Origin of the sequence: Streptomyces sp. NPDC002088, from assembly GCF_040296605.1 — a bacterium.
Taxonomy (GTDB): domain Bacteria; phylum Actinomycetota; class Actinomycetes; order Streptomycetales; family Streptomycetaceae; genus Streptomyces.
Genome location: NZ_JBEOXO010000010.1, coordinates 279,864 through 306,234 on the forward strand (window position 1 = coordinate 279,864; position 26,371 = coordinate 306,234).

The window sequence follows — 26,371 nt, forward strand, 5'->3', positions numbered from 1 at the left end:
GCCCGGCCGGGCGGAAGCCACGCCGGGTCGGACCCCCTCCCGGCCGACGCGCACCCGTTTGTCACAATGGACGAACGCTTGTGCGTGCGTTCACAAACCGGACGTCTTCTCTCCCACCGAACCCACCGAAGGTGACCCGTGGACCTCAAGACCGCCACCGCCCTCCGCCGCCTCCGCCTGGTCTCGGCCCCCGAGGCCGTCTCCTTCCTGCTCCTGCTCCTGTGCTCGGTGCTGAAGCGGACCACCGACTTCAACGCGGTGCCCGTGATGGGGTCGGTCCATGGAGTCCTGTTCATCCTGTACGTGATCTTCTGGGCCGACGCCTGGAACCGCACCAAGTGGTCCGCGAAGACCGCCGCGCTCTACTTCGTCCTCTCGGTCCTGCCGACCGGCGGCTTCTTCGCGGAGCGCAAGCTCCGGCGCGAGGCCGAGGACGCGGTGATCGCCTCCCGTGCCCGCAAGGAAGGAATCGTGAACGCATGATCGTCGCCTTTTCCGTGACTCCGCTGGGGGTCGGCGAGGACGTGGGGGAGTACGTCGCCGACGCCGTCCGCGTGGTCCGGGAGTCGGGTCTGCCCAACCGTACGGACGCGATGTTCACCTCGATCGAGGGGGAGTGGGACGAGGTGATGGACGTCGTCAAGCGCGCCGTCGCCGCGGTCGAGGCACGGGCCCCGCGCGTGTCCCTCGTCCTCAAGGCGGACATCCGCCCCGGCGTGACGGACGGCCTCACCTCCAAGGTGGAGACGGTGGAGCGTCACCTCTCCGCTTAGCGCATCGCAGACATCCCCTGAACGGCCCCTCGCGAACACCGCTTCCGCGAGGGGCCGTTGGCGTCCGTATCGCGAAACGCCCGCGTGTAAGCAACTCGGGGCGCCGGTGGCCGCGTTGGAGGAATTCGGGCCGGTCGCCCGGCAGGCGGTGCGGCACCGCCTGTGGTGGACGGAGCCGTCACTGCCCGCTGCGCCCTTTCAGGCTCAGGATTGGGCCATTCGCGCCCCACTTGCCGTAAACAGGTGAGCCATCATGGCGAGTCGGATTTGTGGACCATAACTTCGACTCATGGAGAGAAAACAGATCAGATACCTCGGTTGCGCCGCACTCGTGGTGGCCTCGGGGCTGGCTGGTGTTCCGTCAGCCCATGCCGCGACCGCCCATGCCGCGACTGCCCATGTCGTGTTTCCGGGGGAATCGATCCAGAAAGCGGTCGACGCCGCACAGGCGGGCGACATCATTTTCATCGCGCCCGGCACCTACCATGAGAGCGTCCTCGTCACGAAGTCCGGTCTGAGTATCCGCGGCTCGGGGAAATGGACCGTGCTGAAGCCGGATGCGACCGAGACCGACAGCTGCGCGGCGGCCGGAAACGGTATCTGTGTGCAGGGCACGTCCGCCCGGCCCGTCACCGACACCAGCATCCGGTCGCTCACGCTGACCGGCTACAAGAAGAACGGTCTGTGGGCATCGAACACCGACGGGCTGACCGTGCGGAGGGTGAGCTCCGAGGAGAACGGCAACTGGGGCTTCGCCGAGGAACGGTCCGTCCGGAGTGTGTTCGAGGACAACGCCGCCCGGGACAACGGCGAGTCGGGCCTGTTCCTCTCCAACACGGTCGCCACCGAGGCCGGCGCCACGGACGCGCACGGCACCGTCGCCCGCCGCAACACCCTGACGGGCAACCGCATCGGCATCACGGTCAGGCGCCTGCAGAACGTCACCGTCGAGGACAACTACCTCGCCGGGAACTGCGCGGGGGTATTCGTCGTGGGCGACGAGAACAAGCCGCGCACCGGAGCCATCACCGTTCGGGGCAACAGGGTCCAGGAGAACAACAAGTACTGCCCGAAAACGGCTCGGCTGCCCTTCATCCAGGGCGCCGGAATCGTCCTCACCGGAGTCGAGAACACGGTCGTGGAGTACAACGACGTCCGAGACAACGTGGGGACGTCCCCGTTCTCCGGCGGAGTGGTGCTGTACAAGAGCATGGTGGGCACTCCGAACGATCGCAATGTCATCCGGGACAACGCGCTGACGGGGAATTCGACGGCCGACCTGGCCAACCGGGACACCGGAAAGGGAAACAAGTTCGACCACAACACGTGCCGGCGTTCCGAACCCGCCGGAATGTGCTGACCGGCTGACCCGTGTCTTTGCTGGACCAAGCGAATCGAGACGGTACATGACCACTGTGAGTCCCGCCCCCGAGACGGTTCCGGCCGCGGCTCCGGCCGCCGCCCCGCAGCCCGCTCCGGCCATGCGGCTCAGGGAGCTCGTCTTCGGGGCCGCGTGCGCCGCGGCCGTCCGGGCGGCGGCCAAGCTCGGCGTCGCCGACGTGCTCGGCGAGGAGCCCGCCACCGCGGAGCAGCTCGCGGCCGAGCTGGGCACCGAGCCGCGGCCCTTGCTGCGGCTGCTGCGGGCCCTGTCCTGCTATGGCATCTTCGCGCAGAACGAGGACGGACGGTTCGTCCACACCAGCATGTCCAGGCTGCTGCGCGAGGACGACCCGCACAGCCTCCGGTACATCTCCCTCTGGTGCACCGAACCCTGGACCTGGAACGCCTGGCCGCGGCTCGACGAGGCGGTGCGGTCGGGCGGCAGCGTCTTCCACGAGTTGTACGGCAAGGGGTTCTTCGACTACCTGCACGAGGACGCGCACGACTCCGCCCATGTCTTCAACCAGGCCATGACCACGTCCAGCGAGCAGTCGGCGCGGGACGTCGCAGAACTCCTCGACCTGACCGGCGTCTCGACGGTCGCCGACATCGGAGGCGGCCAGGGGCACGTACTGGCCAGCCTGCTGGAGAAGCACCCGGGCGTCCGGGGAACCCTGCTCGATCTGCCCCGCGTGGTGGAGAAGGCGGACCCCCGGCTGCGTGACGGCGGGTCACTCGCCGCGCGGGCCCGGATCGTCGGCGGGGACTGCCGCGAGGACATTCCGGTCGAGGCCGACCTGTACATCATCAAGAACATCCTGGAATGGGACGACGACAGCACCCGCAGGACCCTGCGGAACGTGCTGGCGAAGGCCCGCCCCGGGGCGAGGGTCGTCGTCATCGAGAACCTCGTCGACGACACCCCTTCGATGAAGTTCACCACCTCCATGGACCTGCTGCTGCTCCTCAACGTCGGCGGAGCCAAGCACACCAAGGAGAGCCTGGTCACCCGTATGACGGAGGCAGGTCTGACCGTCGAGGAGATCCGGCCGGTCAACGCGTATCTGCACGCGTTCGAGAGCGTCGTACCCGCCTGATCCGAGGTGACAAGGGCCCGCCCCCGGCCGGTACCGGGGGCGGGCCCTTGTCACCTCGGGTGTCAGGAACGGCTGTCGCGTTCCCAGCGGTAGAACTCCTGGGCCATCGCGTCCTTGGGGCTGCGCCAGGTCATCGGGTCGTACGCGCTCACGTACGCGGTGAGTCTGTCGCTGATGTCCCGGAAGGCCGGGTGGTCGGCCACCTTGGCGATCGCGGGGCCGAGCGGCCGGTCCGCCTGCACGAGGTGCATGTACACGTCGTCGAACTGGAACAGGGTGCGGCGGGTGACGCCGATGAGGTGCGGCAGTTCGCCGCTGTCGGACTCCGCGAACACGTTCGCGATGTCCGGGGCCGAACCCGGCGTCATCCGGGCCACGATCAGGGCTTGGTGCATGGGGGAGCGTCCTTTCGCGGGACTTTCGCGGGACTTTCGGGGGCTGCCGGGGGCGACAAGCCGGGCGGACCGTCCGAAGGGACGGTCCGCGGGCCGGCAGGGGGGAGGGTGGAGGGTTCAGTCGGTGGTGACGGAGGCGGTCGCGCGCTCACGGGCGCGCTTTTCGACCTTGTCCCGGATGAGTTCCAGCTGGACGACCGAGTTGCGGTTGATGTTGTCGGTCATCCAGGCGTCGTCGACGGGCGCGTCGGGCTTCATCGCGAAGTCCTGCGTCCAGTGCATCCGTGTGCCGCCGGGGGTCTCCGAGTACACCCACTTGATGTTCATGTACGCGAAGGGCCCGGTCTCGACCCGGCGGGCGTTGACCGTGAGCTTCGGCCGGTCGGGTTCCCGCTCCGACACCCAGCTCCAGACCTTGCCGTTGTCGTCCGGGTGCATGGTGAGACGGAAGGTGGTCTTGCCGTTCTCCCGGGACAGGACCTCGACGGACGCGTACTCGCTGAAGAGCTGCGGCCAGTTCTCGATGTCGTTGGTCATGTCCCAGACGACGTCCAGGGGGGCGTCGATGACGATCTCGTTCTCGGTGTGTCCGGCCATGTCAGGCTCCCGCCACTACGTTGCTGCCGACGACGTCGAGGAACTCACGCGGGGTCCTGCAGCGCTCCGCGTCGGGCGGCAGGACCATGCCGTGGTTGTTCTCCAGCTCGCCGACGATGCCGAGCAGGCCGAGCGAGTCCAGCCCGAACTCGTCGAAGCCGGAGTCGAGCCGGTCCGCCAGCTCCGTCGCGTCGACGGTGACGCCGGCCGCCTTCTTCATCAGAGCGGCCAGTTCCTGGACGCTCAGTTGGTTGTCCATCTGTTTCTCCTTCTCATGAGAGGGCATGGGCGCCGTGCCGCAGCACGAGTGCCGCGTTGGAGCCCATGAGTCCCCGGCTGAGGACCAGCGCCGTGCGCAGTTCGGCGGGGCGGGCACGCCCGGTCACCAGGTCGAGGTCGTGGCAGGGGTCGAAGACGTTCGGCGTGGGCGGCACGAGGCCGTGTTCCATGGCGAGCACCGCCGCCGCCACGTCCAGCACCGGCGCCCCGCAGTACGCCCGGCCGATCCCGGTCTTGGGTGCCGTCACCGGCACCCGCCGGCCGTGCCCGCCCAGGACGTCGGCGATCGCCAGCGCCTCGGCACGGTCGGCCGCCGGCACCCCGAACGCGTCCGCGAAGACGACGTCGACCTCCTCGGGAGCGCACCCGGCCTCGTCGAGGGCGACCCGGATCGCCTGGGCCAGCCCCTCCCGGGACTGCTCCCAGCGGGACGCGCCGGTGAAGCTCGCCCCGTGCCCGGCGACGAACGCCCGGACGGTGGCGTCCCGCTCCCGCGCGACCGTCTCCGCCTCGACGACGAGCATGGCGCCGCCCTCGGCGGGCACGAACCCGCGCGCGCCGTCCGTGAAGGGCCGGTAGGCGTGCGTCGGGTCGTCGCTGGTGCTGAGGTCCTCGTAGCCGAGCTGGCAGACCATCGAGTACGGCGCCAGCGGAGCCTCGGCGGCACCGGCCACGACCACGTCGGTGCCCCGCCGGACCGCCCGGGCGGCGTGCGCCAGGGCGTCCAGGCCACCGGCCTCGTCGCTGGCCACCACGCCGCACGGCCCCTTGAAGCCGCCGCGGATGGACACCTGGCCGGTGCTCGCCGCGTAGAACCAGGCGATGGACTGGTACGGACCCACGAATCTGGGCCCCTGCCCCCACAGCCGCTGCAGTTCCCGCTGCCCGAACTCGCCGCCGCCGGATCCCGCGGCGGTGACCACGCCGACCGCGAACGGATCCCGCTCGGTGTCGGCGCGGCCGAGCCGGGCGTCCGCCAGCGCGCCGTCGGCGGCGGCCATCGCGAAGTGGCTGAACCGGTCCGTCTGGACCAGGAACCGCTCCTCGATCAGTGCCGCCGGATCGAATCCGCGGACCTCGCCGGCGATCCGCAGGGGCAGGTGCTCACACCCCTCGCGGGTCACCCGGTCCAGGACGCTGACGCCGTCCTGCGTGGACTTCCAGAAGGTCTCGGTGCTCAGCCCGTTGGGGGCGACGACACCTATGCCGGTGACGACGGCGCGCCGATCTCGCTGTGGCTTCATCGCGTGCTCCCATCTGGTCGGGTCAGGATCACCGCGGACTGGAAGCCGCCGAAGCCGCTGCCGACGGACAGCACGTTGCGCAGCTTGGCCTGGCGTGCGGTGCGTGGCACGTAGTCGAGGTCGCACTCGGGGTCCGGGGTCGTGTAGTTCGCCGTCGGCGGCACGACCTGGTGGACGAGGGCCAGGACACAGGCCAGGACTTCGATCGCCCCGATGGCGCCCAGGGAGTGGCCCACCATCGACTTGATCGAGCTCATCGGCGTCCGGTACGCGTGATCGCCCAGCGACCGCTTCACCGCGGCCGTCTCGTGCCGGTCGTTCTGCTGGGTGCCGGAGCCGTGGGCGTTGACGTAGTCGATGGCGGAGCCGTCCAGGCGGGCGTGGGCCAGCGCGTCGTCGATGGCGCGCGCCATCTCCAGGCCCTCCCGGGTGAGACCGGTCATGTGGTAGGCGTTGCCGAAGGTGGCGTAGCCGCCGATCTCGCAGTACACGTGCGCGCCGCGGGCACGGGCGTGTTCGAGCTCCTCCAGGATCAGTACGGCTCCGCCTTCGCCCATGACGAACCCGTTGCGGTCCTTGTCGAACGGCCGGGAGGCGTGCGCGGGGTCGTCGTTGTTCGGGGACGTCGCCTTGATGGCGTCGAAGCACGCCATCGTGATCGGTGAGATCGGCGAGTCCGAGGCGCCGGCTATGCAGACGTCGACCCGGCCCTCCTGTACTGCGTGGAAGGCGTAGCCGATCGCGTCGAGGCCGGAGGTGCAGCCCGTGGAGACGGTCTGCACCGGGCCGCCGGCCCCGAACTGCTCGGCGACCTCGGAGGCGAGGGCGCTCGGGGAGAACGCGCGGTGCAGATGGGGACCCGCCAGTCGGTGGTCGACATCCCACCGCCGCCCGGTCTCGCTGACCGCCACGTAGTCGTTTTCGAGGCGCGTGGTGCCACCGACGGCGGTGCCCAGGGACACCCCCATGCGCCAGGGATCCTCCTTCTCCGGGTCGAGTCCCGCGTCGCGCACCGCCTCCCGGGCGGCGACCATGGCGAACTGGACATAGCGGTCGGCACGTTCGCTCGTCGCCGCGTCGATTCCGTGGGCGGCCGGGTCGAAGTCGACCTCGGCCGCGATACGCGAACGCAGACCCGCCGGGTCGAAGAGCGTGATGCCCCTCGTCGCGGTGCGGCCGTTCGCCAGGAGGTCCCAGAACGCCGGTACGCCCACGCCACCCGGGGCCACGATGCCGACGCCGGTGACCGCCACGCGCCGGGTCATGACACCGCCTCGGCTCGCGCGGGCGTCAAGGCCTGTCCGGCTCCCTCCATCTCGTCGGTCACCTCGGTGTCGACGTGGCCGAGCTTGGGGCGCGGCGCCAGCGGGCCCAGGTGGAAGACCATCCGGGCCTCCACATCGCCCACATTGCGGAAGCGGTGCCGCATGTTGATCGGGATCAGCAGGCCCTGGTCGGCCCGGATCGGGAACGTCTCGCCGTCCAGGTCGACTTCGAGCGCTCCGTTCACGACGTAGACGAACTCCTCGGAATACGGGTGGTAGTGCTCCCCGATGCGGTCGCCGGGCTGGATGATGGCGAGGCCCATGAAGCCGCTCTTGGCGCCCACCGCGGTGGGCGTGAGCATGGCGCGCAGATCACCTCCGCGCCGGGTGTTTGGCTCGGTCTCGCTCAGGTCCACGATGCGTGGGCGGGGCGTGGTCATGTGTGTTTCCTCCGGTTGGTGTGTGCCGACGGCGCCTGCGCGTCCGGCCGCGGGCCGGGCCGGACGCTCCGGTCAGGAGCCCGATGAGGTGCGGTCGGTGATCAGCTGCATGTCGGACCGCTCCAGGAAGTGCGCGATGTCCTTCTCGGTCTCCGGCGCCCCGTAGACGCCGAGCGCGTCGCCGTCGAGCAGGCGGGTCAGGACAGCCCCGTTGCGGTCGCCCTTGAGACCGAGGGCCAGGACGGGGTCGTGCTCGATGTCGCCCCGTACGTCGACCAGGCGGACCACGATGTCGTCGCGCTGGAAGATCGTGCTGCCGTGCACGGGGTTGGCGGGGTCGTCGGCCGCCGCCTCGTCCTCGCGGGCGAGCAGCCGCGCCAGGGCCATGCCGTTCCCCGCCTTCGCCGGGTAGAACAGCGCGTGCCGCTTCACGTCGGACGGCTCGCCGGTGCCGATCGCCACGTGGTGCACCGCGGGCAGCGCCGCCCGGGTGAAGAAGACCCGGGCCGATCCCGGATCGCTGAGGTCCCGGTCCTGCTCCAGATAGGGGTTGATGGCCTCCTCGACCGCCCGGACCTCGGGCTGCCGGGACACATGGCGCAGGGCGGCCATCAGGTCGCCCTCCACCTCGATGGCCCGGACCACCCGGTTGCCGTGCATGAAGAGCGAGGTGCGGCGCAGCCGGGTGTTCTCGTCGACCTGCGCCTGCGGCGAGGAGTATCCGGAGAGGATCTCGGCGACGATCCGCTCGCTGCCCGGCTTCACCGTGAAGGTGAGGGCGTGGCGCACCACGCCGTCGCCGAGCCGTGCCGTCGGCTGGAGGTGGCCCTTCTCCGACTCGGGCAGCGGCGGGGAGACGTTGCCCGTCTCGCGCAGGACGCTGAAGCGCAGGGAGCGGGTGTCACGGACGCAGCTGTGCAGCGGCTGGACCGTCTCGACGTGCTCCTCGCTGTTCACCCAGGCCAGGAACGGCGGGGCGCTCTCCCACTCGCTGGTGATGAGCCACTGCGAGGGGTTCTCGATCGACTGGCACAGCTGGTCGCTGATGTGGCCGGGCACGGAGGCCACTTGGTTGCGCAGCTGCTCGTAGGCTTCCAGGAACTGCTTCTGGGCGCCGTCGTGAAGGTCCAGCAGCAGGACGACCCGCAGGCGGGAGCCGTCGAACGCGGACTGCGACACACGCTCCGACACACGTTCCGTGACACGTTCCGTTACTCGTTCCGTGATGGTCATTCAGCACCCATCTCCTCGGTGACAGCCGGGGCGCTCCCGGTGTCGGGAGCGGCGATCAGCCCGGAACCCGATCGTGGTTCGGTCTGGAGGACGGCGCGAGTCGCGTGAACCACGTGGGTGACCACCCGGGCGAAGCGGGTGACGAACCGGCTGAACCAGTCGGGTGAATGGGGCGAGCGAACCCCTCCCGCCGGGGCATGGAAGCCCTGTAGCCGGGGGTCCATGGAAGCCCTGTAGCCGGGGTCCGCTGCTGGAGGCATTGATGAACGAAGAAGTCGACCACCACGTGCCCGTTCTCGTCGTGGGGGGCTCTCTCGTGGGCCTGTCCGCCTCACTGTTCCTGGGCCGTCTCGGCGTCCCGCACCTGGTCGTCGAGAAGCACTCGGGCACCTCGATGCACCCACGTGGGCGCGGGAACAACGTGCGCACGATGGAGTTGTTCCGGGTCGCCGGGGCCGAACAGCGGATCCGGGAGGCCGCGTCGACCCTGGCCGACAACCACGGCATCATGCAGACCCCGTCCCTCGTCGGCGACGAGGGCGAATGGCTGTTCAAGGAGATCGACCCGGGCGGCGGTCTGGCCCGCTTCAGCCCGAGCGGATGGTGCCTGTGCAGCCAGAACGACCTGGAGCCGGTGCTGCTGAAGTGTGCCCGCGACCTCGGCGGCGACATCCGGTTCTCCACCGAGCTGCTCTCCGTCGACCAGGACCGCGACGGGGTCACCGCGGTCGTCAAGAACCGGGACACCGGCGCGCACACCACCGTACGGGCCGAGTACCTCATCGCGGCCGACGGTCCGCGCAGCCCCGTCCGTGAGGGCCTGGGCATCGGCCAGACGGGTCCCGGTGACCTGTTCCACAACGTGAGCATCACCTTCGACTCCCGTGGTCTCGCGGACGCGGTCGGCGACCGGCGCTTCATCTGCTGCTACCTGACCGACCCGGAGGCGGACGGGGCACTCCTGCCGGTGGACAACGTGGAGAAGTGGGTGTTCCACGCCCCCTGGCACCCCGAGCGGGGCGAGACGCTGGAGGACTTCACCGAGGAGCGGTGCGCCGCCCACATCCGCCGGGCCGTCGGCGTCCCGGATCTGGACGTGAAGATCACCGGCAAGGCGCCGTGGCACGCGGCGCAGCGGGTCGCAGAGCGGTACTCGGCGGGCCGGATCTTCCTCGCCGGGGACTCCGCCCACGAGATGTCGCCGACCGGGGCGTTCGGCTCCAACACCGGCATCCAGGACGCGCACAATCTCGCCTGGAAGCTCGCCGCCGTGCTGAACGGGTGGGCAGGGCCCGGGCTGCTGGAGTCCTACGAGGCGGAGCGGCTGCCCGTGGCGCAGGCGACGAGCGCGCGTGCCGCCGCCCGCTCCGTGGAGCACAGCCACCCGGGCTACGCCCCCGCGCCCGGTGCGGCCGGCGGCGGTGGACGACAGGGCGGCGTCCTCAAGGTGGCCCTGGGCTACCGCTATCCGCGCGGTGCCGTCGCCGGCACCGACCCCCAGGGCCCGGTCGTGCCCGAGCAGATGGCGATGACCGGCGAACCCGGCAGCCGCGCCCCGCACATGTGGCTCCTGCGCACCGGCGTCCGCACGTCCACGCTCGACCTGTACGAGCGCTCCTTCGTGCTGCTCAGCGGCGCCGACGACGACGCATGGCACACGGCGGCGAGCAAGGTCGCCGAACGCCTCGCGGTACGCCTCGACTCGTACCGCATCGGCAAGGGCCCGCACGCGGACCTCGCCCCCCAGGACGCCACGGACTGGTCCGAACTCCACGGCACGACACCGCGGGGCGCGGTGCTGGTGAGGCCCGACGGATATGTCGCATGGCGCTCGGAGGGCTCGGTGGCCGATCCGGAGACCACGCTGTACGACCTCATGGCATCCCTGCTGGACCTGGTCTGAGGCTCGCAGCCGCAGGATCGGAAGAACGGCACCCCTGAGGGATCTCAGCGTCTCTGATCAGCTTAGTGATCCCATGTCAGACATAGCGTCTGGCGTGGGTTGTGCCCACTGCGGAGGGGTGGCGTGGGCGTGCAGGTGGAAGCCCGCGCCCAGTGTTGCTCCTCGTGGCCGGTGTCGGCTGGTGGTGGGTGTGCTGATCGTTGTCACGCCCTGGTGCCGGTGGGCTGCGCGGGGCAGTCGTCTCCGGTCCGTTGATGCGTGTCCCTCCGGACGCTTGCCCGCCGGGCCGCAGGGGCCGGTGGGGGAGGGTGCCCTGCGTCGCCTGGGCGCGGGGCGTGTGGTTTTCCGCCGGGTGGGGCCGGTCTTGGACCGGTCGGTCCGGCGGGACTCAGGGGGCTCGGTGATGACCGCTTGGGTTTCGAACGTGTCCACCACCGTACGGATCACCATCTGCACGGTGGTCCGGTCGGTGACGGTCCGGGCCTGATGCGTGAGGCCGCGTGCGGCGATGCGCTGCCAGGCGCCGTGGTCGCGGTCGCCCTGCCAACCGCATCCGGCCCGGTCGGGGCACAGGGCCCACTTCCAGCCCTGCACGGTGGGGCGGTCGGGGGCCTTGCGGTGCCGCAGCGGGCTCAGGCAACGGGGGCAGTGCCGGGAGGTGTTCCGGGGCGGGACGGTGACGACGGCGATCCCCGCCTCGGCGGCCAGGTGCCGGATGCGGTCGGCGATCTGCCCGCGCACCGTCTGGGACAGGCGCGTGTTCATGGTGCGGCCCATGCCGCCCGCTTCCATCGAACGCAGGTCTTCCAGGTAGATCACCGTGGCCTGGGTGGCGATGGCCTGGTCCACCGTCCAGCGGGCGGCGGCCCGGGCGAGGGCGTCGTTGAGGTTCGACCTGCGGCCGGACACGAAACGGAGCTCGTCTTGCAGCAGCTGATGTCTGCCGGACAGCTCATGCTGCTCGTCGGCGTCGATGAGCCGCTCGATGTGGTCGGCCTTGGTGTGCAGGTGCTCCGACAGGCGGCGCAGGCGGTGCTGCTTCGCGAGGATCCCGGCGGCCCGGAACTGGGCACCGTGCCCCAGCGCGGTGATGTGCCCGTCGTCGTGCAGCCGGGCGGCGCCCGCGGACAGCAGGGTGTTCAGGCCCCAGTCCACGCCGAGCGCCACGGTGTGGCCGGTGCGGGACGTCTTCGGCACGGCGTGGGTGTAGGCCAGGTCGGCGCGTACCTTGCTGCCCGCGGGGCGCAGGGTGGGCAGGTGCAGCACGGCGCCGGGCGGGATGGTGGGCGGCAGCGTGACGGGGCAGGCCACCCAGGTCCAGTCCCGGTAGGAACGCGGTTCGGGCCGGGTGGGCAACTGCAGGCGCAGCAGAGCCCGCTGTGGGTCGTCCTCGCCGCGTTCGATGGTGGCCTGCTGGCCGTCGCACGCCGACAGCAGCAGCATCCGCGCTGCCCGGGGCGCAGTCTCCAGCTCGAACACATCGGCTGGCAGGCGGCCGTGCTGTGTGGCGAAGGCGGTGATCTGCCGCGTGCGGGAGCGGATCACACCCGACGGGAGATGCCGGCCCCCGGGGATCGCCTCGCGTACCCGGTGCCACTCCTCAGGGGTGCGCCTGCCCGGATCGCCCGGCCACGTCTCAAGTACTGCGCAGGTCAGTTCGGCCCGCCAGTGGGCCGAGCGCAGGGCGCGCCCGGCCTGCTCCTGGGCCATGCGCACCATCCGGTCGTTGACCCTCACGCCCTGGGCCGGGGCGGCCGTCCAGCCCAGTCGGCGCAGCGCCATCCACGCGTTCGACGGCAGCTTCCGCCCGCCCGCGTCCTCACCCGAAGCCAGGACGTCCACATCGGTGGCGTTCCAGTGCCCGGCCAGCAGTTCGGCCGCCATACCGGACACCAGATCGGCGGCCCAACCCACCCGCTGTACCAGCACAGCGGCCGACAGGACCTCGCCGGTCTTCTCCACCACGCCCGTACGCAACAGTCCACGAGCACAGACCGTCCGGGCCGTCTCGCCCTCGCCGAGCGGCAGCTTCCGGCTCACCGACCCCCCTTCCCACCCGCAGTGCTGTCATCCGATCAACGACGCTCCCGCGAAAAGGTCACGCATTCGATCCACGCACTCAGATACGACACCGAAACCGGTACCGGACACACGGCGCCGCACCGACGGACGATGCATCGCTACGGATTCCAAAGGAAACACATCAGCCTCCCGAGGCCAGCGCGATCCCCAGGGGTGTCCGCTCGTACAGCACCTGATGCCCGTACCGCCGCGCGGTCAGCAGGCCCGCGTCGCGCAGGGCCGTCAGATGCGCGGACACCGACGACGGTGCGAGCCCCAACCGGTGCGCGAGGGCCGTCGTGGTGGCGGCCTCGTCCAGCGCCGTCAGCACGGCGGCCCGGCCGCGCCCCAGCAGCCGTACGAGCGCCTCGGACAGCCGGTCCGCCGGCTCGGCCCACAGGCCGCCGATACCCCGCGCCGGGTAGACGAGCGTCGGCTGCCAGGGCGGGTCGAAGCCGCTGATGACGTCCGGCCAGCTGAACACGCTCGGCATCAGCACCAGCCCCTGCCCGCCGAGGTGCCGCTCGTACTCGACGTGCGCCTCGACGGTCAGCGTCCCGGCGTGCCAGCCGCAGCGCCGGTTGATCTCCGGCAGCACCCCGCCGAGACCGACCTCGGCCAGCCGGCGTGAGTGGAAGGCGATGTCCGCCTCCAGCAGGGCCCGCAGCCGGGGCCAGTCCGGGGCGAGGAGGGTGTGCCAGACCTCCTCCAACGTGTCGGACAGCTCCCGGATCATGCGTGCCGGGTCCGCCAGCCACGCCCGGCCCCGCGGCGAGTCCAGCGCGCCCGGGGTGTCCGCGAGCGACCGTGCCGTGTCCGCGCGGGCCGCCTCGGGATCGGCGGCGCGGACCGCGGCGATCTCCTCCTCGAAGCCGGCCGCCGGGCCGATGGGAGGCGAGCCCAGCCAGTCGGGGGAGTGGCCGCGGCGCGGCATCAGCAGCCACAGGCCGGTCAGGTCCAGCGCGTCGGCCGCGGTCCGGATCCGGCGCAGCCAGTGGGCGTGGTAGCCGTGCCGGTCGGGTCGCTTGAGGGTGCGCACCACTTCCTGCGTCTCCCACAGCGGGGAGAGCGCGAACCGGCAGCGGAGGAAGTCGTCCTCCCCGAAGTGCAGACGCACCGGCACGACGCCACCACCCCAGAAGATTCGGCCTGTGCCGAAACTCTACGGATACCGGTCCTCGCGGCCGCACGCTGCTGCTCATGCCGGAAGAACCCGAGGCCACGACGACCCTGCCCGCCCCCTCCGCCCCCGCCCCCGATCCCGCACCGCCCACGGGATACGCCCGCGTCTTCGCGGTCCCCGAGTTCCGGGCCGTCTTCGCCGCCCATCTGCTGTCCATGCTCGGCGTGGTGGTCAGCGAGATCGCGCTGTCCGTCCTGGTCTACGACCTCACCGGCTCGCCCCTGCTGAGCGCGCTGGCCTTCGCGCTCGGCTTCCTGCCGTACCTGGTCGGCGGCACCCTGCTCGCCGGCGTTGCCGACCGCTACCCGGCCCGACGCGTGCTGGTGGTGTGCGACCTCGTCTGCGCCGGATGTGTGGCGCTGATGGTGGCGCCGGGCGCGCCCATCGCGGCGCTGCTCGCGCTGCGCTGCGTCCTGGCCGTCGTCTCACCGGTGTTCTCCGGGACCCGCATGGCCACGCTCGCCGACATCCTCGGCGACGGTGACCTGTTCGTCCTCGGCCGCTCCCTGCTGCGGATCGTCGCGCAGAGCGCGCTGCTCGTCGGCTACGGGCTGGGCGGCCTGCTGCTCACCGCCGTCTCCCCGCGCCACGCGCTGCTGGTCACCATCGGCACCTTCCTCGCCTCGGCGGCCCTGCTGCGCTTCGGCACCCGGCGCCGCCCGGCCCGGGCACGGGACACGGGCGCCCTGGTGGGGGACTCCCTCAGGGGCGCCCGGCAGGTGCTGGCCGACCGGCGGGTACGGGTGCTGCTCCTGCTCTTCTGGGTGCCGCCGATGTTCTCCGTCGCACCGGAGGCGCTGGCCGCGCCCTACGCCGACGACCTCGGCGTCGGCTCCACCGGCCTCGGTCTGCTGATGTGCGCGCTGCCGGTCGGCACGATCGCCGGGGAGCTGTTCGCGGGCGCGCGGCTGCGGCCCGCCACCCGGGAACGCGTCGCGCTCCCGCTGGTCTGCCTCACCCTGCTGCCCTACCTCGGCTACGCCCTCCACCCCGGCCTCGCCCTCTCGCTGCTGCTGCTCCTGATCTCGGGTGCGGGCTCCGCGTACACGCTCGGCCTGGACCAGTGGTTCGTGCGGGACGTGCCGGAGGAGCTGCGCGGCCGGGCCATGACCCTGCTGACCGCCGGGCTGATGACGGTCCAGGGCGTGGGCATGGCGCTGGCCGGTGCGGCGGCCGAGGCCGTGGGCGTGACCGCGGCGGTCGCGGGCGCCGGGGCGCTGGGCACGCTGTGCTGCGTGGTGCTCGCGGTACAGACCTGGCGGACCGAAAGGCGAGACGGGGCTGACCGCGATATGACCGGCGGGTAATGTCTGGTGCCGTGCCGAAGCCCCTCAGTCTCCCCTTCGATCCCATCGCCCGCGCCGACGAACTGTGGAAGCAGCGCTGGGGAAACGTGCCTTCCATGGCCGCGATCACCTCGATCATGCGCGCGCAGCAGATCCTGCTCGCCGAGGTCGACGCGGTCGTCAAGCCCTATGGGCTGACGTTCGCGCGGTACGAGGCGCTGGTGCTGCTGAACTTCTCCAAGGCGGGTGAGCTGCCGATGTCCAAGATCGGCGAGCGGCTCATGGTGCACCCGACGTCGGTGACGAACACGGTGGACCGGCTGGTCAGGTCCGGCCTGGTGGACAAGCGCCCCAACCCCAACGACGGCCGCGGCACCCTCGCCTCCATCACCGACAAGGGTCGCGAGGTGGTCGAGGCGGCCACCCGTGACCTGATGGCGATGGACTTCGGGCTCGGCGTGTACGACGCCGAGGAGTGCGGGGAGATCTTCGCGATGCTGCGGCCGCTGCGGGTCGCGGCGAAGGATTTCGACGAGCAGTAGGACAGGCCGCGACCCGGGACAAGATCTCCCGGAACGGACGGTTACGCTCGTCGGCATGAAGAAAAGCGTGCTGACGCGCTACCGCGTCATGGCCTACGTCACCGGTGTGCTGCTCGTCCTGTTGTGCCTGAGCATGATCGCCAAGTACGGCCTCGACGTCGACGGCGCCGCCGACTTCACCCGTGTCGTCGCCATCGCACACGGCTGGCTGTACGTCGTCTACCTGGTCTTCGCCTTCGACCTCGGCTCCAAGGCGAAGTGGCCCGTGGGCCGCCAGCTGTGGGTGTTGATCGCCGGGACGATCCCGACGGCCGCGTTCTTCGTGGAGCGGAAGATCAGCCGCGAGCTGGAGGCGAAGGTCGCGGAGGGTTCCCCCGCGGTCGCCAAGGTGTAACCCACACCGCCGTACGGGTGCCGTGCGGCGGTTGCCCATCGACATTTACTAGGACGTCCTAGTAAATTCGAAGGTATGGACGCTGACGCCATCGAGGAGGGCCGCCGACGCTGGCAGGCCCGGTACGACGCCGCACGCAAGCGCGACGCTGACTTCACCACGCTCTCCGGCGATCCCGTGGAGCCGGTGTACGGTCCCCGGCCCGGGGATCACTACGAGGGCTTCGAGCGGATCGGCTGGCCCGGGGAGTACCCCTTCACCCGCGGGCTGTACCCGACCGGCTACCGGGGGCGAACGTGGACCATCCGGCAGTTCGCCGGGTTCGGCAACGCCGAGCAGACCAACGAGCGCTACAAGATGATCCTCGCCAACGGCGGGGGCGGGCTCTCCGTCGCCTTCGACATGCCGACGCTGATGGGCCGCGACTCCGACGACCCGCGCTCGCTGGGCGAGGTCGGGCACTGCGGGGTCGCCATCGACTCGGCCGCCGACATGGAGGTCCTGTTCAAGGACATCCCGCTGGGTGACGTCACGACGTCGATGACGATCAGCGGCCCGGCCGTCCCCGTCTTCTGCATGTACCTGGTCGCCGCCGAACGGCAGGGCGTGGACCCGGCCGTCCTCAACGGCACGCTCCAGACGGACATCTTCAAGGAGTACATCGCCCAGAAGGAGTGGCTCTTCCAGCCCGAGCCGCATCTGCGCCTCATCGGCGACCTGATGGAGCACTGCGCGGCCGGCATCCCCGCCTACAAGCCGCTGTCCGTCTCCGGCTACCACATCCGCGAGGCCGGGTCGACGGCCGCGCAGGAGCTGGCGTACACGCTGGCCGACGGCTTCGGTTACGTGGAGCTCGGCCTGAGCCGCGGCCTCGACGTGGACGTCTTCGCGCCCGGCCTGTCCTTCTTCTTCGACGCGCACGTCGACTTCTTCGAGGAGATCGCCAAGTTCCGCGCGGCGCGCAGGATCTGGGCGCGCTGGATGCGGGACGTGTACGGCGCGCAGTCCGAGAAGGCGCAGTGGCTGCGCTTCCACACGCAGACCGCCGGTGTCTCACTGACCGCGCAGCAGCCGTACAACAACGTGGTGCGTACGGCGGTGGAGGCGCTGGCGGCGGTGCTGGGCGGCACCAACTCGCTGCACACCAACGCCCTCGACGAGACCCTCGCCCTGCCCTCCGAGCAGGCGGCGGAGATCGCGCTGCGCACCCAGCAGGTGCTGATGGAGGAGACCGGCGTCGGCAATGTGGCCGACCCGCTGGGCGGTTCCTGGTACGTCGAGCAGCTCACCGACCGGATCGAGGCCGACGCCGAGAAGATCTTCGAGCAGATCAAGGAGCGGGGCCTGCGGGCGCACCCCGACGGGCGGCACCCGATCGGGCCGGTCACCTCCGGGATCCTGCGGGGGATCGAGGACGGGTGGTTCACCGGGGAGATCGCGGAGGCGGCGTTCCGCTACCAGCAGTCCCTGGAGAAGGGCGACAAGCGGGTCGTGGGCGTGAACGTCCACACCGGCTCAGTGACCGGGGACCTGGAGATCCTGCGGGTCAGCCATGAGGTGGAGCGGGAGCAGGTGCGGGTGCTGGCGTCCCGCAAGGCGGCGCGGGACGACATGGCTGTGCGCTCGGCGCTGGACGCGATGCTCGCCGCCGCGCGCGACGGCTCGAACATGATCGGCCCGATGCTGGACGCCGTACGGGCGGAGGCGACGCTGGGGGAGATCTGCGGGGTGCTGCGGGATGAATGGGGGGTGTACACGGAGCCCGCGGGGTTCTGAACGGGCGCCGTTTCGGCGCTTTCCCAGCTTCCGCACAGCTGGATCACACCCGTAACGATCTTGTTACGGGTGTGATCATTTTGTCTGCCCCTGGTGTCCTGTGGGTTCTTGGTGAAGATTCCTTGATCTTCCCTTGGTGAACCTGAGCGTGAGAGCGTCCCTCGCCAGCGGCAGTGTTCCGGACCCCCATGCGTGCATCCGGGGACTGTCGACCCTTCAGGACATTAGTTAGGTAAACTACATGTCATCGGGAAGATCCTACGGCAGGCGCCGAAAGCGCTTGCGCGACACTCTCACCAGAGGGACGGCGGGGACGGCACTCGTCACCGCCGTCGCTCTGTTCGCCGGTCTGATACAGACCGTGCCCGCCTCCGCCGACACGGCCGAGGAGGACACCGGCTTCTACCGCAACAGCATCAGTGAGGCGGCGCGCCTCGACCGCTGTCTCACCGGCGTGGCCCTGCACTACGGCGGCGCCAACATGAAGGCGAAGGCCGTCGAGGGGCTGTCCGGCAGCGCCGACGAACTCCGCGCCGTCGTCGGTGACGTCGGGTGGATCGGGCTCGGCCCCCTGGGCCAGGCGCGCGACGCCGACAAGGAGGCGGCGCTCGACTACCGGGACGCTTCCGACGCCCGCACCGACGCGCTCGACGCGGCCAACAAGCCGTACGTCCAGTCCGCGTACACCAGCGACGACATGCAGTGGCACGCGCCGGAATTCGACGCGGACGTACGCCAGTTCACCCTGTTCACGCAGGAGGAGATGGCGGGCCGCCTGGGCTGGGACGGGCACAGCAACGCCAGTGCCGAGGCGATAGCCCGGGCCAAGGAGATCACCGAGGAGAAGCGCGGCCAGGACACCTGGAACGACTGGGCCGCCGACGACATGCTGCAGGAGTCGAGCCTCGACCAGACGCAGTTCTCGGGTGGCACCACCGCCAGCGACATCGCGTCCTACCTGCGGCACGGCGGCTACCTGAGCGAAGCGCCCGCCGAGGGCTCCGCGGAGTACCGCATCGAGGTCGAGGACCTCAAGCAGGCCTGGGCCGCCTGCGACTACCAGAACCCGGTCGACGCCCGTCGCGTGCTCAACGGCCCGGTGATGACCGCGATGGCCGAGTGGGAGGTGGAGTACGCCGCCCAGGCCGCCCCGCGCGCCACGATCATCCAGGCGGAGGCGGACGCCGCGGCGCACACCCGTGAGGCCACCGACGACATGATCGAGGCCATCGGGCAGGCCTGGCTGGCCGAGCAGATCCTGACCTGGCAGAAGTACTGGCAGGACAAGCTCGCCGCGGACCCCGAGGCCCTGGACCCGCCGGACCAGGCGATGTACGACCAGGCGGCGGCCGACCTGGCGAGTGCCCGCGGCAAGGTGGCCGCCCTGGTCACCTCCGCCGACGACCACGCCGAGGCCGCCGCCACCGCCGCCCAGAAGGCCGTGACGGCCCAGCAGGAGGCGTGGGCCATCGCCGACACCGGCAACGTGCCGCGCGGCCGGGGTCTGATGTACGCCCAGCAGTCGGTCCAGGTCGCCCGTGCCTCCGGCGCGGCCGCCGAGGCCGCCGCGAAGGCGACGCGGACCACGCTGGAGGCCGCCAACGCCACCGTCGCCGACAGCGACACCCTGCTGGCCAAGGCACAGACCGAGTCGCACGCGGTGAACACCGAGTTCCGCCGGATCGCCGCGCAGGAGGCCGCCGCCCAGGCGAAGGCCGCCGCCGACACCGCGGACGCCAACGCCGAGGCCGCCGCCGACAGCGCCACGGACGCGAAGGCCGCCCAGGCCACCGCCGAGGCGAAGAGCGACAAGGCCCACGACGCCGCCGCCACCGCGCAGACCCAGCGCGCCAAGGCCGAACTGGAGCACGCCACCGCCGTAGCCTCCCGCGTCAGCGCCGCCACCGAGCGCACCAAGGCGCAGACGGCCGAAACGGAGGCCGAGACCCAGAAGACGGCCGCGCAGGACGCCAAGACGGCCGCCGGCACCGCCGCCGACACCGCCAAGGACAAGCGCGCCACCGCCGACGCGAAGGCGAAGGCCGCCCAGACCGCGCGCGAGGCGGCCGTCGCCGCACTGCAGAAGAAGCAGGCCACCGCCGCCCGCGCCGCGGCCCTCCAGGCCGCCGCCACGGCTGCCGAGGGCAGCGCGGCCGCCGCCGAGACCAGGGAGGCCGCCGACAAGGCACGCACCGCCGCGGACCAGGCGGCGACCGCCGCCACCGCCGCGCAGACCGCCGCGAACGACGCCACCGCCGCCGCGGTCACCGCCCGCTCCGCCGCCACCAAGGCGGAGGGCGCGGCCGAACGCGCCCAGGCCGACGCCGACAAGGCGTGGTCGGCCTACCTGAAGGCGACCGGCGCCGCCGCGACCGCGCACGCCGCGGCCGCCGAGGCCCTGGACGCCGCCCAGGACGCCGCCACCCGGGCCGACAACGCCGCCACCGCCTCGGAGAACGCCACCGAACTGGCCAAGAAGGCCGCGGCGGAATCCACCGCCGCAGGCACCGAGGCAGCATCCGCCGTCGAGACCGCCGGTACCGCGGCCGGCCGTGCCTACGCCGCCGGACAGTCCGCGCTCGCGGCCCGCGACAGCGCCACCGAGGCGGTCGCCGCCGCCAACGACGCCGTGGCCGTCGGAACTCCGTACCGGGAGACGGACTCCTCGGCCGCGTTCGCCGTGCTCGTCGGCCAGTCCTCGAAGTCCCTGGCGGAGCAGCAGGCCGCCGCGGCCGAGGCCAAGGCAGCCGAGGCAGCCGACGCCGCCGAAGCCGCCCAGCAGGCGGCCGACCAGGCACTCGGCGACGCCAAGCTCGCCGCCGAGGCCGCCGCCCAGGCAGCCACCGACTCGGTGCGCGCCGCACAGGCCGTGACCCGGGCCCAGGCATCCGCGGCGGAGGCCACGGTCGCGCAGAAGGCCGCGCAGAAGGCCGCCGACTCCGCCTCCGGGTACGCCCAGCAGGCCGGCTCGGACGCCGTCAGCGCCCGTCTCACCGCCAACGAGACCGACACCGAGGCCGCCCAGGCCGACCGTGAGGCCACCGAGGCCGAGCGCGACGCCGTGAAGGCCGGAGAGGCCGCAGAGCGGGCGGCCGGCGCCGCCGGTGACGCGGAGAACGAGGCGGCCCAGGCGGAACAGGACGCCAAGGACGCCGAGGCGAAGGCGGCCGACGCCGACGCCGACAGCACGGCGGCCGAGGACGCCGCCGAACAGGCCGAACAGGAACAGCGCGAACAGAACGAGGCCGACCTGGAGGACGCCCTCAAGGACGGCAACACGCCCATCGCGGGCGGGGCCGACAACTGGCCCGCACTCGGCGAACAGGAGGAGCAGATCCTCCTCGACGAGTGCGGCCAGACCTGCGTCGACGAGTACAACGACGGACTCGCCGCCGTGTCGGTCGACGTCCTGGAGTGGACCGCCGCCAACGGCGGCCAGATCCTCCTCGACGAGCTCGGCGCCACGAAGGTCAAGGAGTGCCTGACCTTCGACGGAACCGAGAGCTGCCTGTGGTCGCTCGTCGACATTCCGTCCTCCGCCGTGATCGTCGGCCGCATCCCCGCCCTCGCCGAGGCCATCGAGAAGGTCAGCACCGGCATCCGGCAGGTCTTCACCGACGCCTACGACGCCCAGCGCAGGCTGACCGAGCTGACCGAGGTCATCAGCAGCGTCCGCAGCACGCCCCGCCTGGAGCAGTGTGTCGCGGGTGTCGCCCTGCACGTCGGTGGCGCCAACATGAAGGCCAAGGCCATCGAGGGCCTGTCCGGCACCGCCGACGAACTGCACACCGTCGTCGGCGACATCGGCTGGATCGGACTCGAACCCCTCGGCCAGGCCAGTGACGAGGACCGCGCCGCGGCCCTCGCCTACCGGGACGCCTCCGCCGCCCGCAAGGCCGGCCTGGAGGACGCCAACCGCCCCTACGCGCTCAGCTCCTTCAGCGACGAGATCTCGCTGCACGCGCCCGAGTTCGACTCGGACATCCTGCAGTTCACCCTCTTCACCCAGGAGGAACTCGCGGGCCGCCTCGGCTGGGACGGCCACAGCAACGCCGGCGCGGACGCCATCGCGCAGGCCAAGCAGATCACCGAGCAGAACCGGGGCAAGGACTCCTGGAACGACTACGCGGCGGACATCATGCTGCGCGAGTCGAACCTGACCAACACCCGCTTCTCCGGCGGCACCACGTCCACCGACATCGCCTCCTACCTGAAGCACGGCGGCTTCCTGACCAAGGCTCCCGCCGTGGACTCCGCCGAGTACCGCATCGAGGTGGAGAACCTCAAGCAGGCCTGGTCGTCCTGCGACAGCGCGGACCCGGTGGACCCGCACAACGCCCTCGCGTCCGTCGTCTCCACGGCGACCGCCGAGTGGAACGCGGAGTACGCCGCCCAGGCCGCCCCGCGCGCCGCGATCATCCAGGCGGAAGCCGACGCCTCCGCCGCCACCCGGGCCGCCACCGACAACATGATCGAGGCCATCGGCCAGGCCTGGCTCGCCGAGCAGATCCTGCTCTGGCAGAAGTACTGGCACGACACGCTCGAGGCCGAACCGGACAACATCTTCAAGCCCAAGCAGGCGCTGTTCGACCAGGCCAACACCGACCTGGCCCGCGCCCGTGGCAAGGTGCAGGCGCTGGTCACCTCCGCCAAGCAGCAGGCCACCGCCGCGTCCACCGCCGCCACCCGCGCGGTGACCGCGCAGCAGCAGGCGTACGACATCGCCGACGCCGCCGGTGTGCCGCGCGGCCGGGGCCTGACGTACGCCCAGCAGTCGGTCCAGGTCGCCCGCGCCTCCGGCGCGGCCGCCCAGGCCGCCGAGAAGGCGACCGAGACGGCGCTCAACGCCACCAACGCCACTGTCTCCGACGTCAAGGCGCTGCTCGCCCTGGCCCAGACGGAGACCCACGCGGTGAACACCGAGTTCCACCGCATCGCCGCTCAGGAGGCCGCCGCCCAGGCGAAGGCCGCCGCGGACAGCGCGGACGAGCAGGCCGACGAGGCCGAGGCCAACGCGGCGAAGGCCAAGGCCGCGCAGGCCACCGCAGAGAAGGAGGAGGAGAAGGCCCGCCAGGCGGCGGCCACGGCCCAGGCCGAGCGTGCCGAGGCGGAGATGGAGCGCGCCAACGCGGCCGCCGCGCGCGCGGAGGCCGAGCAGCAGCGGTCCAGGGCCGAGGCCGCCGAAGCGGTGGCCCTCGAAGAGCAGGGCAGGGCCAGCTCGGCACGCGCGGACGCGGAGACAGCTGGTACCACGGCGGCCAACGGTCTGGCCAGAGCGCAGGACGCCGAGGCGGAGGCCAAGGCGGCGCGTGACCGCGCGGTCGTCGCCGAGCGTGACCAGAAGGCCGCCGAGGCACGGGCTGCGGCCACGGAGGCTGCCGCGGCCGCGGCGGAAGGCACGGAGGACGCCGAGAGCACCAGGGCCGCGGCCACCGAGGCCCGGGCCGCAGCGGACGAGGCCACGACCGCGGCGGTTGCGGCACGAGCCGCAGCGAACGAGGCGACCGACGCCGCGATCGCGGCCAGGGCCGCCGCGACCCGTGCGCAGGGCGCCGCGACCCGGTCGCGCGCGTCCGCCGACAACGCCTGGGCGGCCTACCTCACCGCGGCCGGTTCGGCCGCGATGGCACACGCTGCGGCGGCGGAGGCCATCGACGCCTCCGAGGCGGCGGCGCAGAACGCCAAGAACGCCGAGGCGGACTCCAAGAAGGCGTCCGCGGCGGCGGCCACCGCGAAGGCGGAGGCGACAGCGGCCAAGGACGAAGCCGCCGAGACGGCCAAGTGGGCCGCCGAGACGGCCGCACAGGCCTACGCCACCGCGCAGTCCGCGCTGGCGGCACGGGATACGGCCACCCAGGCCGCGGTCCCGGCGAACGAGGCCATCGCGATCGGTACGCCCTATCAGCAGACCGACTCGTCCGCGGCGTTCGCGGTGCTGACCGGCCAGAGCGCGCTGACCCTCTCGGAGCAGCAGGCCGCGGCCGCAGAGGCCAAGGCCCTCGAAGCGGCAGGGTTCGCCACGGAGGCCCAGCGTCTCGCCGAACAGGCGGCAGCCGACTCCAAGCTGGCCCTCGAAGCCGCAGCCGCCGCGGCCAAGGACGCCGAGCGCGCCGCGCGTGCGGTGACGCGGGCCCAGAAGGCGGCGAAGGAGGCCGAGACAGCCGCCAAGGCGGCACAGACGGCGGCGAACAACGCCTCTGCCTACGCACAGCAGGCCGGCGACGACGCCATCTACGCCAACTTCGCGGCGAACGAGGCCGAGTCCGACGCGGCCGCGGCCGACCGAGAGGCCACGGAAGCGGAGAAGGACGCCGCGAGCGCCCGTTCCGCCGCGACCACGGCCGAGAACGACGCCGCGAGCGCGCGTGCCACCGCCACTCAGGCCGAAACGGACGCCACGGCGGCCGAAGCGGCGGCGACGAACGCCCAGAATCTGGCCGAGGAAGCGGACGCGGCGGCGACGCGTGCACAGGCGGCCGAGCGTGAACGGGCGCAGCAGGAGCGCGCGCAGATTGTCCGGGACGGTTCCGCGTACGTCGGACCGGTGCTCTCGGACGACGACATCGAACTCCTGAAGCTGTACTGCGGTCAGGAGTGCGTCGACGAGTACAACGCGATGCGCAACCTCTCCGCGAAGGACGTCATCGACTGGGTCATCGACAACCAGGGCGAGATCCTCATCCAGGTGTTCGGTCTGGACAACATCAAGGCATGCCTGGAGACCGGCGACTTCGAGAGCTGCATGTGGGCTCTGGTTGACGTGGTCGGCGCCGTGGCCGTGCCGCTCTCGAAGGTCGGCCCGGTCGCCAAGGCGCTGTACCGGATCGGCAAGGGCATCGACGCCTTCCTCGACTCGACGAAGTTCGCCAAGCGCATCGTGCAGAAGTACGAAGGCATCCTGCTCAAGATGCGGAAGGTCGCGGCCTCCTGCCTGGTCGACGGGAAGTCGACCCAGCTGATGCGGGTGGCCGCCACCGCCACCGACGACGATGACGACGACGTCCCGTCGTGGCACGTTCCCGACCTCTGCGACGGGGACGGGCCGGTGGAGATGACCGACTGGTTCTACGACGACGTCCGTGACTACCACTTCAGGGGCGGCTCCAAGGTGGACGCCGGAAAGGGCCTCTGGAACGACGACACGAGCGACGAGCGTCTGCTGGAGATCTTCATGAAGGCGGCGCAGAAGTGTAGTTCCCTGTCGGACTGGCACCAGGGTTCGGCGCCCGCCTACCGGGTCTGCGCCTTCGACCCCGGGCTCGGACACATCGGTTCGACGAGGCAGGGCGGTTCCGCCACCACTATGGTCGAGATCGTCATCTCCATCTACGGCACCGTCGTGACCATGTACCCCAAGTAAATCGCCTCAAGGAGTCTGCCGGTGTCCATTGCAGTCCGAGTTCTGAACGGAGGAAAGCATGTCGAGTCCGTCTTCGAGGACGACGACGAACTGTCCCTGTTCAGATTTGTCGCGGATGCTCCGGAAGCCAGTGTCCGCTGGGGCATCAGCGAGTTCCGGGACACGCTGTTCAACTACAAGCAGGCGTTGCAACTGCTTCGGGAAATGGACGAGTTTCCCGAGGGCCAGTTGACGCCGGTCCTGCGGAAACTCCGCGAGAGTGCGGAGTGGGTCTACAAGAGGAGCGGTTACCTGCTATTCCTGGGTGACTGACCCGAGGTACGGAAACGGAAGAGGGCCGCCCGCCCGGGCGGCCCTCTTTCACGGGAAAGCAGTCGGCGCGATCGTCAGCCCAGCTTCGCCAACTGCTCCTCGATCACCGGCTCCGGGATCGCGCTGTCCTTCGGCGTCAGCATGTTGACGCCGTAGAACGCCGCGATCACCCCGTTCTTCCGCACCACCGTGTACGTCATCGGCACCGTCTGCTTGGCGACGACGTTCGTGATGCGGTAGCTGACCGCGTCGTCCCCGAGGTCCGGGTCCTTGAGCTGCTTCACGTCCTTGTAGGTGAGGCCGAGCGTCTTGAAGCCGTCGCACTTCTTCAGGGAGGTGCGCAGGTCGGACATGACCAGCTTGGCGTTCTTCTCGGAGTGGGAGGCGAGCCACATCGAGCCGATGGTGGCGTTCGTCGCCTCGGAGGGTTCCAGGGAGCGGTGTTCCACGCTTACCGCTTCGATGTGGGTGTAGCCGCCGGCGAGGCTCGCGATCGGCTGGCATTCGGTTTTGTCGGCCTTCATGTCCCGGCCCGCCTCGGCGTCCGCCTTGGAGACCTGCTTGAACTCGAAGCCCTTGCTCTTCCCGGAGATCGTCGCCTTTTCCAGGGTTTGCGGGTCCATCGCGCCGATCCGCTTGGCCTCGACGGCGGCCTTCGCCTCCGCACTCGGCGTGCTTTTTGCGGTCGGCGTGACCTTCTTGTCGTCGGATCCGTCCGAACCACTGCACGCGGATATCACAAGGAGGGCCGGCAGTAGGGCGACGACCGGAAGGACCCTTCGCAATCTCATGCTTATTCCTGACGTTTCTCGCGGGGTGAAGCATTGGCGAAAGGATCTTACCGACGGAAA

Annotated in this window: 21 protein-coding genes; 11 read left to right on the forward strand and 10 right to left on the reverse strand. The window is 71.0% G+C overall.

What is annotated here, in order from left to right:
• Window positions 1-138 precede the first annotated feature (138 nt).
• The 4 genes from ABT114_RS23445 (at window position 139) to ABT114_RS23460 (ending at window position 3,250) form a co-directional block, all read left to right on the forward strand.
• Window positions 139-483 carry a DUF3817 domain-containing protein gene (locus tag ABT114_RS23445; protein ID WP_351144775.1) on the forward strand — a complete coding sequence of 115 codons (345 nt, stop codon included), beginning with the start codon at window positions 139-141 and terminating at the stop codon, window positions 481-483.
• Window positions 480-773, forward strand: a complete 294-nt coding sequence (locus tag ABT114_RS23450; RefSeq protein WP_030672233.1) for an MTH1187 family thiamine-binding protein — start codon at window positions 480-482, stop codon at window positions 771-773. The genes ABT114_RS23445 and ABT114_RS23450 overlap by 4 nt, the downstream gene beginning before the upstream one ends.
• Window positions 774-1,062: 289 nt before the next feature.
• Window positions 1,063-2,133, forward strand: coding sequence for a right-handed parallel beta-helix repeat-containing protein (locus ABT114_RS23455; RefSeq protein WP_351144776.1), 1,071 nt, complete (start codon window positions 1,063-1,065; stop codon window positions 2,131-2,133).
• A gap of 46 nt (window positions 2,134-2,179) precedes the next feature.
• On the forward strand, window positions 2,180-3,250 hold the full coding sequence (locus tag ABT114_RS23460; protein ID WP_351144777.1) for a methyltransferase: 1,071 nt from the start codon (window positions 2,180-2,182) through the stop codon (window positions 3,248-3,250).
• 62 nt (window positions 3,251-3,312) lie between these two features.
• Here the strand turns inward: ABT114_RS23460 and ABT114_RS23465 are convergent, their stop codons facing one another.
• The 7 genes from ABT114_RS23465 to ABT114_RS23495 all read right to left on the reverse strand — a co-directional run bounded on the left by ABT114_RS23465 (window position 3,313) and on the right by ABT114_RS23495 (window position 8,703).
• The gene (locus ABT114_RS23465) at window positions 3,313-3,645 is read right to left on the reverse strand and encodes a TcmI family type II polyketide cyclase (protein ID WP_351144778.1); all 333 of its coding nucleotides are present in this window, start codon (window positions 3,643-3,645) and stop codon (window positions 3,313-3,315) included.
• A 117-nt stretch (window positions 3,646-3,762) separates the two neighbouring features.
• Window positions 3,763-4,242, reverse strand: coding sequence for an SRPBCC family protein (locus ABT114_RS23470; RefSeq protein WP_351144779.1), 480 nt, complete (start codon window positions 4,240-4,242; stop codon window positions 3,763-3,765).
• A 1-nt stretch (window position 4,243) separates the two neighbouring features.
• Window positions 4,244-4,501, reverse strand: a complete 258-nt coding sequence (locus tag ABT114_RS23475; protein WP_351144780.1) for an acyl carrier protein — start codon at window positions 4,499-4,501, stop codon at window positions 4,244-4,246.
• 13 nt (window positions 4,502-4,514) lie between these two features.
• Window positions 4,515-5,765, reverse strand: a complete 1,251-nt coding sequence (locus ABT114_RS23480) for a ketosynthase chain-length factor (protein ID WP_351144781.1) — start codon at window positions 5,763-5,765, stop codon at window positions 4,515-4,517.
• Complete coding sequence (locus ABT114_RS23485) at window positions 5,762-7,030, reverse strand: beta-ketoacyl-[acyl-carrier-protein] synthase family protein (RefSeq protein WP_351144782.1); 1,269 nt, start codon at window positions 7,028-7,030, stop codon at window positions 5,762-5,764. The genes ABT114_RS23480 and ABT114_RS23485 overlap by 4 nt, the downstream gene beginning before the upstream one ends.
• Window positions 7,027-7,470 carry a cupin domain-containing protein gene (locus ABT114_RS23490; protein ID WP_351144783.1) on the reverse strand — a complete coding sequence of 148 codons (444 nt, stop codon included), beginning with the start codon at window positions 7,468-7,470 and terminating at the stop codon, window positions 7,027-7,029. The genes ABT114_RS23485 and ABT114_RS23490 overlap by 4 nt, the downstream gene beginning before the upstream one ends.
• A gap of 72 nt (window positions 7,471-7,542) precedes the next feature.
• Window positions 7,543-8,703, reverse strand: coding sequence for a SchA/CurD-like domain-containing protein (locus ABT114_RS23495; protein WP_351144784.1), 1,161 nt, complete (start codon window positions 8,701-8,703; stop codon window positions 7,543-7,545).
• Window positions 8,704-8,965: 262 nt separating this feature from the next.
• On the opposite strand from ABT114_RS23495, the gene ABT114_RS23500 reads away from it, so the two are divergent.
• Window positions 8,966-10,606 carry an FAD-dependent oxidoreductase gene (locus ABT114_RS23500; RefSeq protein WP_351144785.1) on the forward strand — a complete coding sequence of 547 codons (1,641 nt, stop codon included), beginning with the start codon at window positions 8,966-8,968 and terminating at the stop codon, window positions 10,604-10,606.
• Window positions 10,607-10,663: 57 nt separating this feature from the next.
• Here the strand turns inward: ABT114_RS23500 and ABT114_RS23505 are convergent, their stop codons facing one another.
• Together ABT114_RS23505 and ABT114_RS23510 are read right to left on the reverse strand one after the other, a co-directional pair.
• Window positions 10,664-12,646 carry a zinc ribbon domain-containing protein gene (locus ABT114_RS23505; protein WP_351144786.1) on the reverse strand — a complete coding sequence of 661 codons (1,983 nt, stop codon included), beginning with the start codon at window positions 12,644-12,646 and terminating at the stop codon, window positions 10,664-10,666.
• Window positions 12,647-12,809: 163 nt separating this feature from the next.
• Window positions 12,810-13,790: an ArsR/SmtB family transcription factor gene (locus ABT114_RS23510; RefSeq protein ID WP_351144787.1), complete on the reverse strand. Its 981-nt coding sequence runs from the start codon at window positions 13,788-13,790 to the stop codon at window positions 12,810-12,812.
• Window positions 13,791-13,867: 77 nt separating this feature from the next.
• Between ABT114_RS23510 and ABT114_RS23515 the strand changes: the two genes are divergently transcribed.
• The 6 genes from ABT114_RS23515 (at window position 13,868) to ABT114_RS23540 (ending at window position 25,520) form a co-directional block, all read left to right on the forward strand.
• Window positions 13,868-15,157 (forward strand): MFS transporter, encoded by a 1,290-nt coding sequence (locus ABT114_RS23515; protein WP_351144788.1) that lies wholly within the window; start codon window positions 13,868-13,870, stop codon window positions 15,155-15,157.
• A gap of 11 nt (window positions 15,158-15,168) precedes the next feature.
• Window positions 15,169-15,678: a MarR family winged helix-turn-helix transcriptional regulator gene (locus ABT114_RS23520; protein ID WP_351144789.1), complete on the forward strand. Its 510-nt coding sequence runs from the start codon at window positions 15,169-15,171 to the stop codon at window positions 15,676-15,678.
• A gap of 55 nt (window positions 15,679-15,733) precedes the next feature.
• A complete protein-coding gene (locus tag ABT114_RS23525) occupies window positions 15,734-16,072 on the forward strand; it encodes a DUF3817 domain-containing protein (RefSeq protein ID WP_351144790.1) in 339 nt (112 codons plus the stop codon).
• A gap of 75 nt (window positions 16,073-16,147) precedes the next feature.
• The gene (gene icmA / locus ABT114_RS23530; protein WP_351144791.1) at window positions 16,148-17,848 is read left to right on the forward strand and encodes a coenzyme B12-dependent isobutyryl-CoA mutase large subunit; all 1,701 of its coding nucleotides are present in this window, start codon (window positions 16,148-16,150) and stop codon (window positions 17,846-17,848) included.
• Window positions 17,849-18,128: 280 nt separating this feature from the next.
• Window positions 18,129-25,208, forward strand: a complete 7,080-nt coding sequence (locus tag ABT114_RS23535; RefSeq protein WP_351144792.1) for a hypothetical protein — start codon at window positions 18,129-18,131, stop codon at window positions 25,206-25,208.
• A gap of 21 nt (window positions 25,209-25,229) precedes the next feature.
• The gene (locus tag ABT114_RS23540; protein WP_351144793.1) at window positions 25,230-25,520 is read left to right on the forward strand and encodes a hypothetical protein; all 291 of its coding nucleotides are present in this window, start codon (window positions 25,230-25,232) and stop codon (window positions 25,518-25,520) included.
• A gap of 74 nt (window positions 25,521-25,594) precedes the next feature.
• Here the strand turns inward: ABT114_RS23540 and ABT114_RS23545 are convergent, their stop codons facing one another.
• Window positions 25,595-26,311, reverse strand: coding sequence for a hypothetical protein (locus ABT114_RS23545; RefSeq protein WP_351144794.1), 717 nt, complete (start codon window positions 26,309-26,311; stop codon window positions 25,595-25,597).
• Window positions 26,312-26,371: the final 60 nt, after the last annotated feature.

Excerpts from the sequence above, each read along its gene's own strand:
- ABT114_RS23450 (WP_030672233.1), top strand. The coding sequence starts at position 480 with ATGATCGTCGCCTTTTCCGTGACTCCGCTGGGGGTCGGCGAGGACGTG.
- ABT114_RS23500 (WP_351144785.1), top strand. The coding sequence starts at position 8,966 with ATGAACGAAGAAGTCGACCACCACGTGCCCGTTCTCGTCGTGGGGGGC.
- ABT114_RS23455 (WP_351144776.1), top strand. The coding sequence starts at position 1,063 with ATGGAGAGAAAACAGATCAGATACCTCGGTTGCGCCGCACTCGTGGTG.
- ABT114_RS23495 (WP_351144784.1), bottom strand. The coding sequence starts at position 8,703 with ATGACCATCACGGAACGAGTAACGGAACGTGTCACGGAACGTGTGTCG.
- ABT114_RS23480 (WP_351144781.1), bottom strand. The coding sequence starts at position 5,765 with ATGAAGCCACAGCGAGATCGGCGCGCCGTCGTCACCGGCATAGGTGTC.
- icmA (WP_351144791.1), top strand. The coding sequence starts at position 16,148 with ATGGACGCTGACGCCATCGAGGAGGGCCGCCGACGCTGGCAGGCCCGG.
- ABT114_RS23475 (WP_351144780.1), bottom strand. The coding sequence starts at position 4,501 with ATGGACAACCAACTGAGCGTCCAGGAACTGGCCGCTCTGATGAAGAAG.
- ABT114_RS23490 (WP_351144783.1), bottom strand. The coding sequence starts at position 7,470 with ATGACCACGCCCCGCCCACGCATCGTGGACCTGAGCGAGACCGAGCCA.
- ABT114_RS23525 (WP_351144790.1), top strand. The coding sequence starts at position 15,734 with ATGAAGAAAAGCGTGCTGACGCGCTACCGCGTCATGGCCTACGTCACC.
- ABT114_RS23470 (WP_351144779.1), bottom strand. The coding sequence starts at position 4,242 with ATGGCCGGACACACCGAGAACGAGATCGTCATCGACGCCCCCCTGGAC.
- ABT114_RS23545 (WP_351144794.1), bottom strand. The coding sequence starts at position 26,311 with ATGAGATTGCGAAGGGTCCTTCCGGTCGTCGCCCTACTGCCGGCCCTC.
- ABT114_RS23515 (WP_351144788.1), top strand. The coding sequence starts at position 13,868 with ATGCCGGAAGAACCCGAGGCCACGACGACCCTGCCCGCCCCCTCCGCC.
- ABT114_RS23465 (WP_351144778.1), bottom strand. The coding sequence starts at position 3,645 with ATGCACCAAGCCCTGATCGTGGCCCGGATGACGCCGGGTTCGGCCCCG.
- ABT114_RS23485 (WP_351144782.1), bottom strand. The coding sequence starts at position 7,030 with ATGACCCGGCGCGTGGCGGTCACCGGCGTCGGCATCGTGGCCCCGGGT.
- ABT114_RS23460 (WP_351144777.1), top strand. The coding sequence starts at position 2,180 with ATGACCACTGTGAGTCCCGCCCCCGAGACGGTTCCGGCCGCGGCTCCG.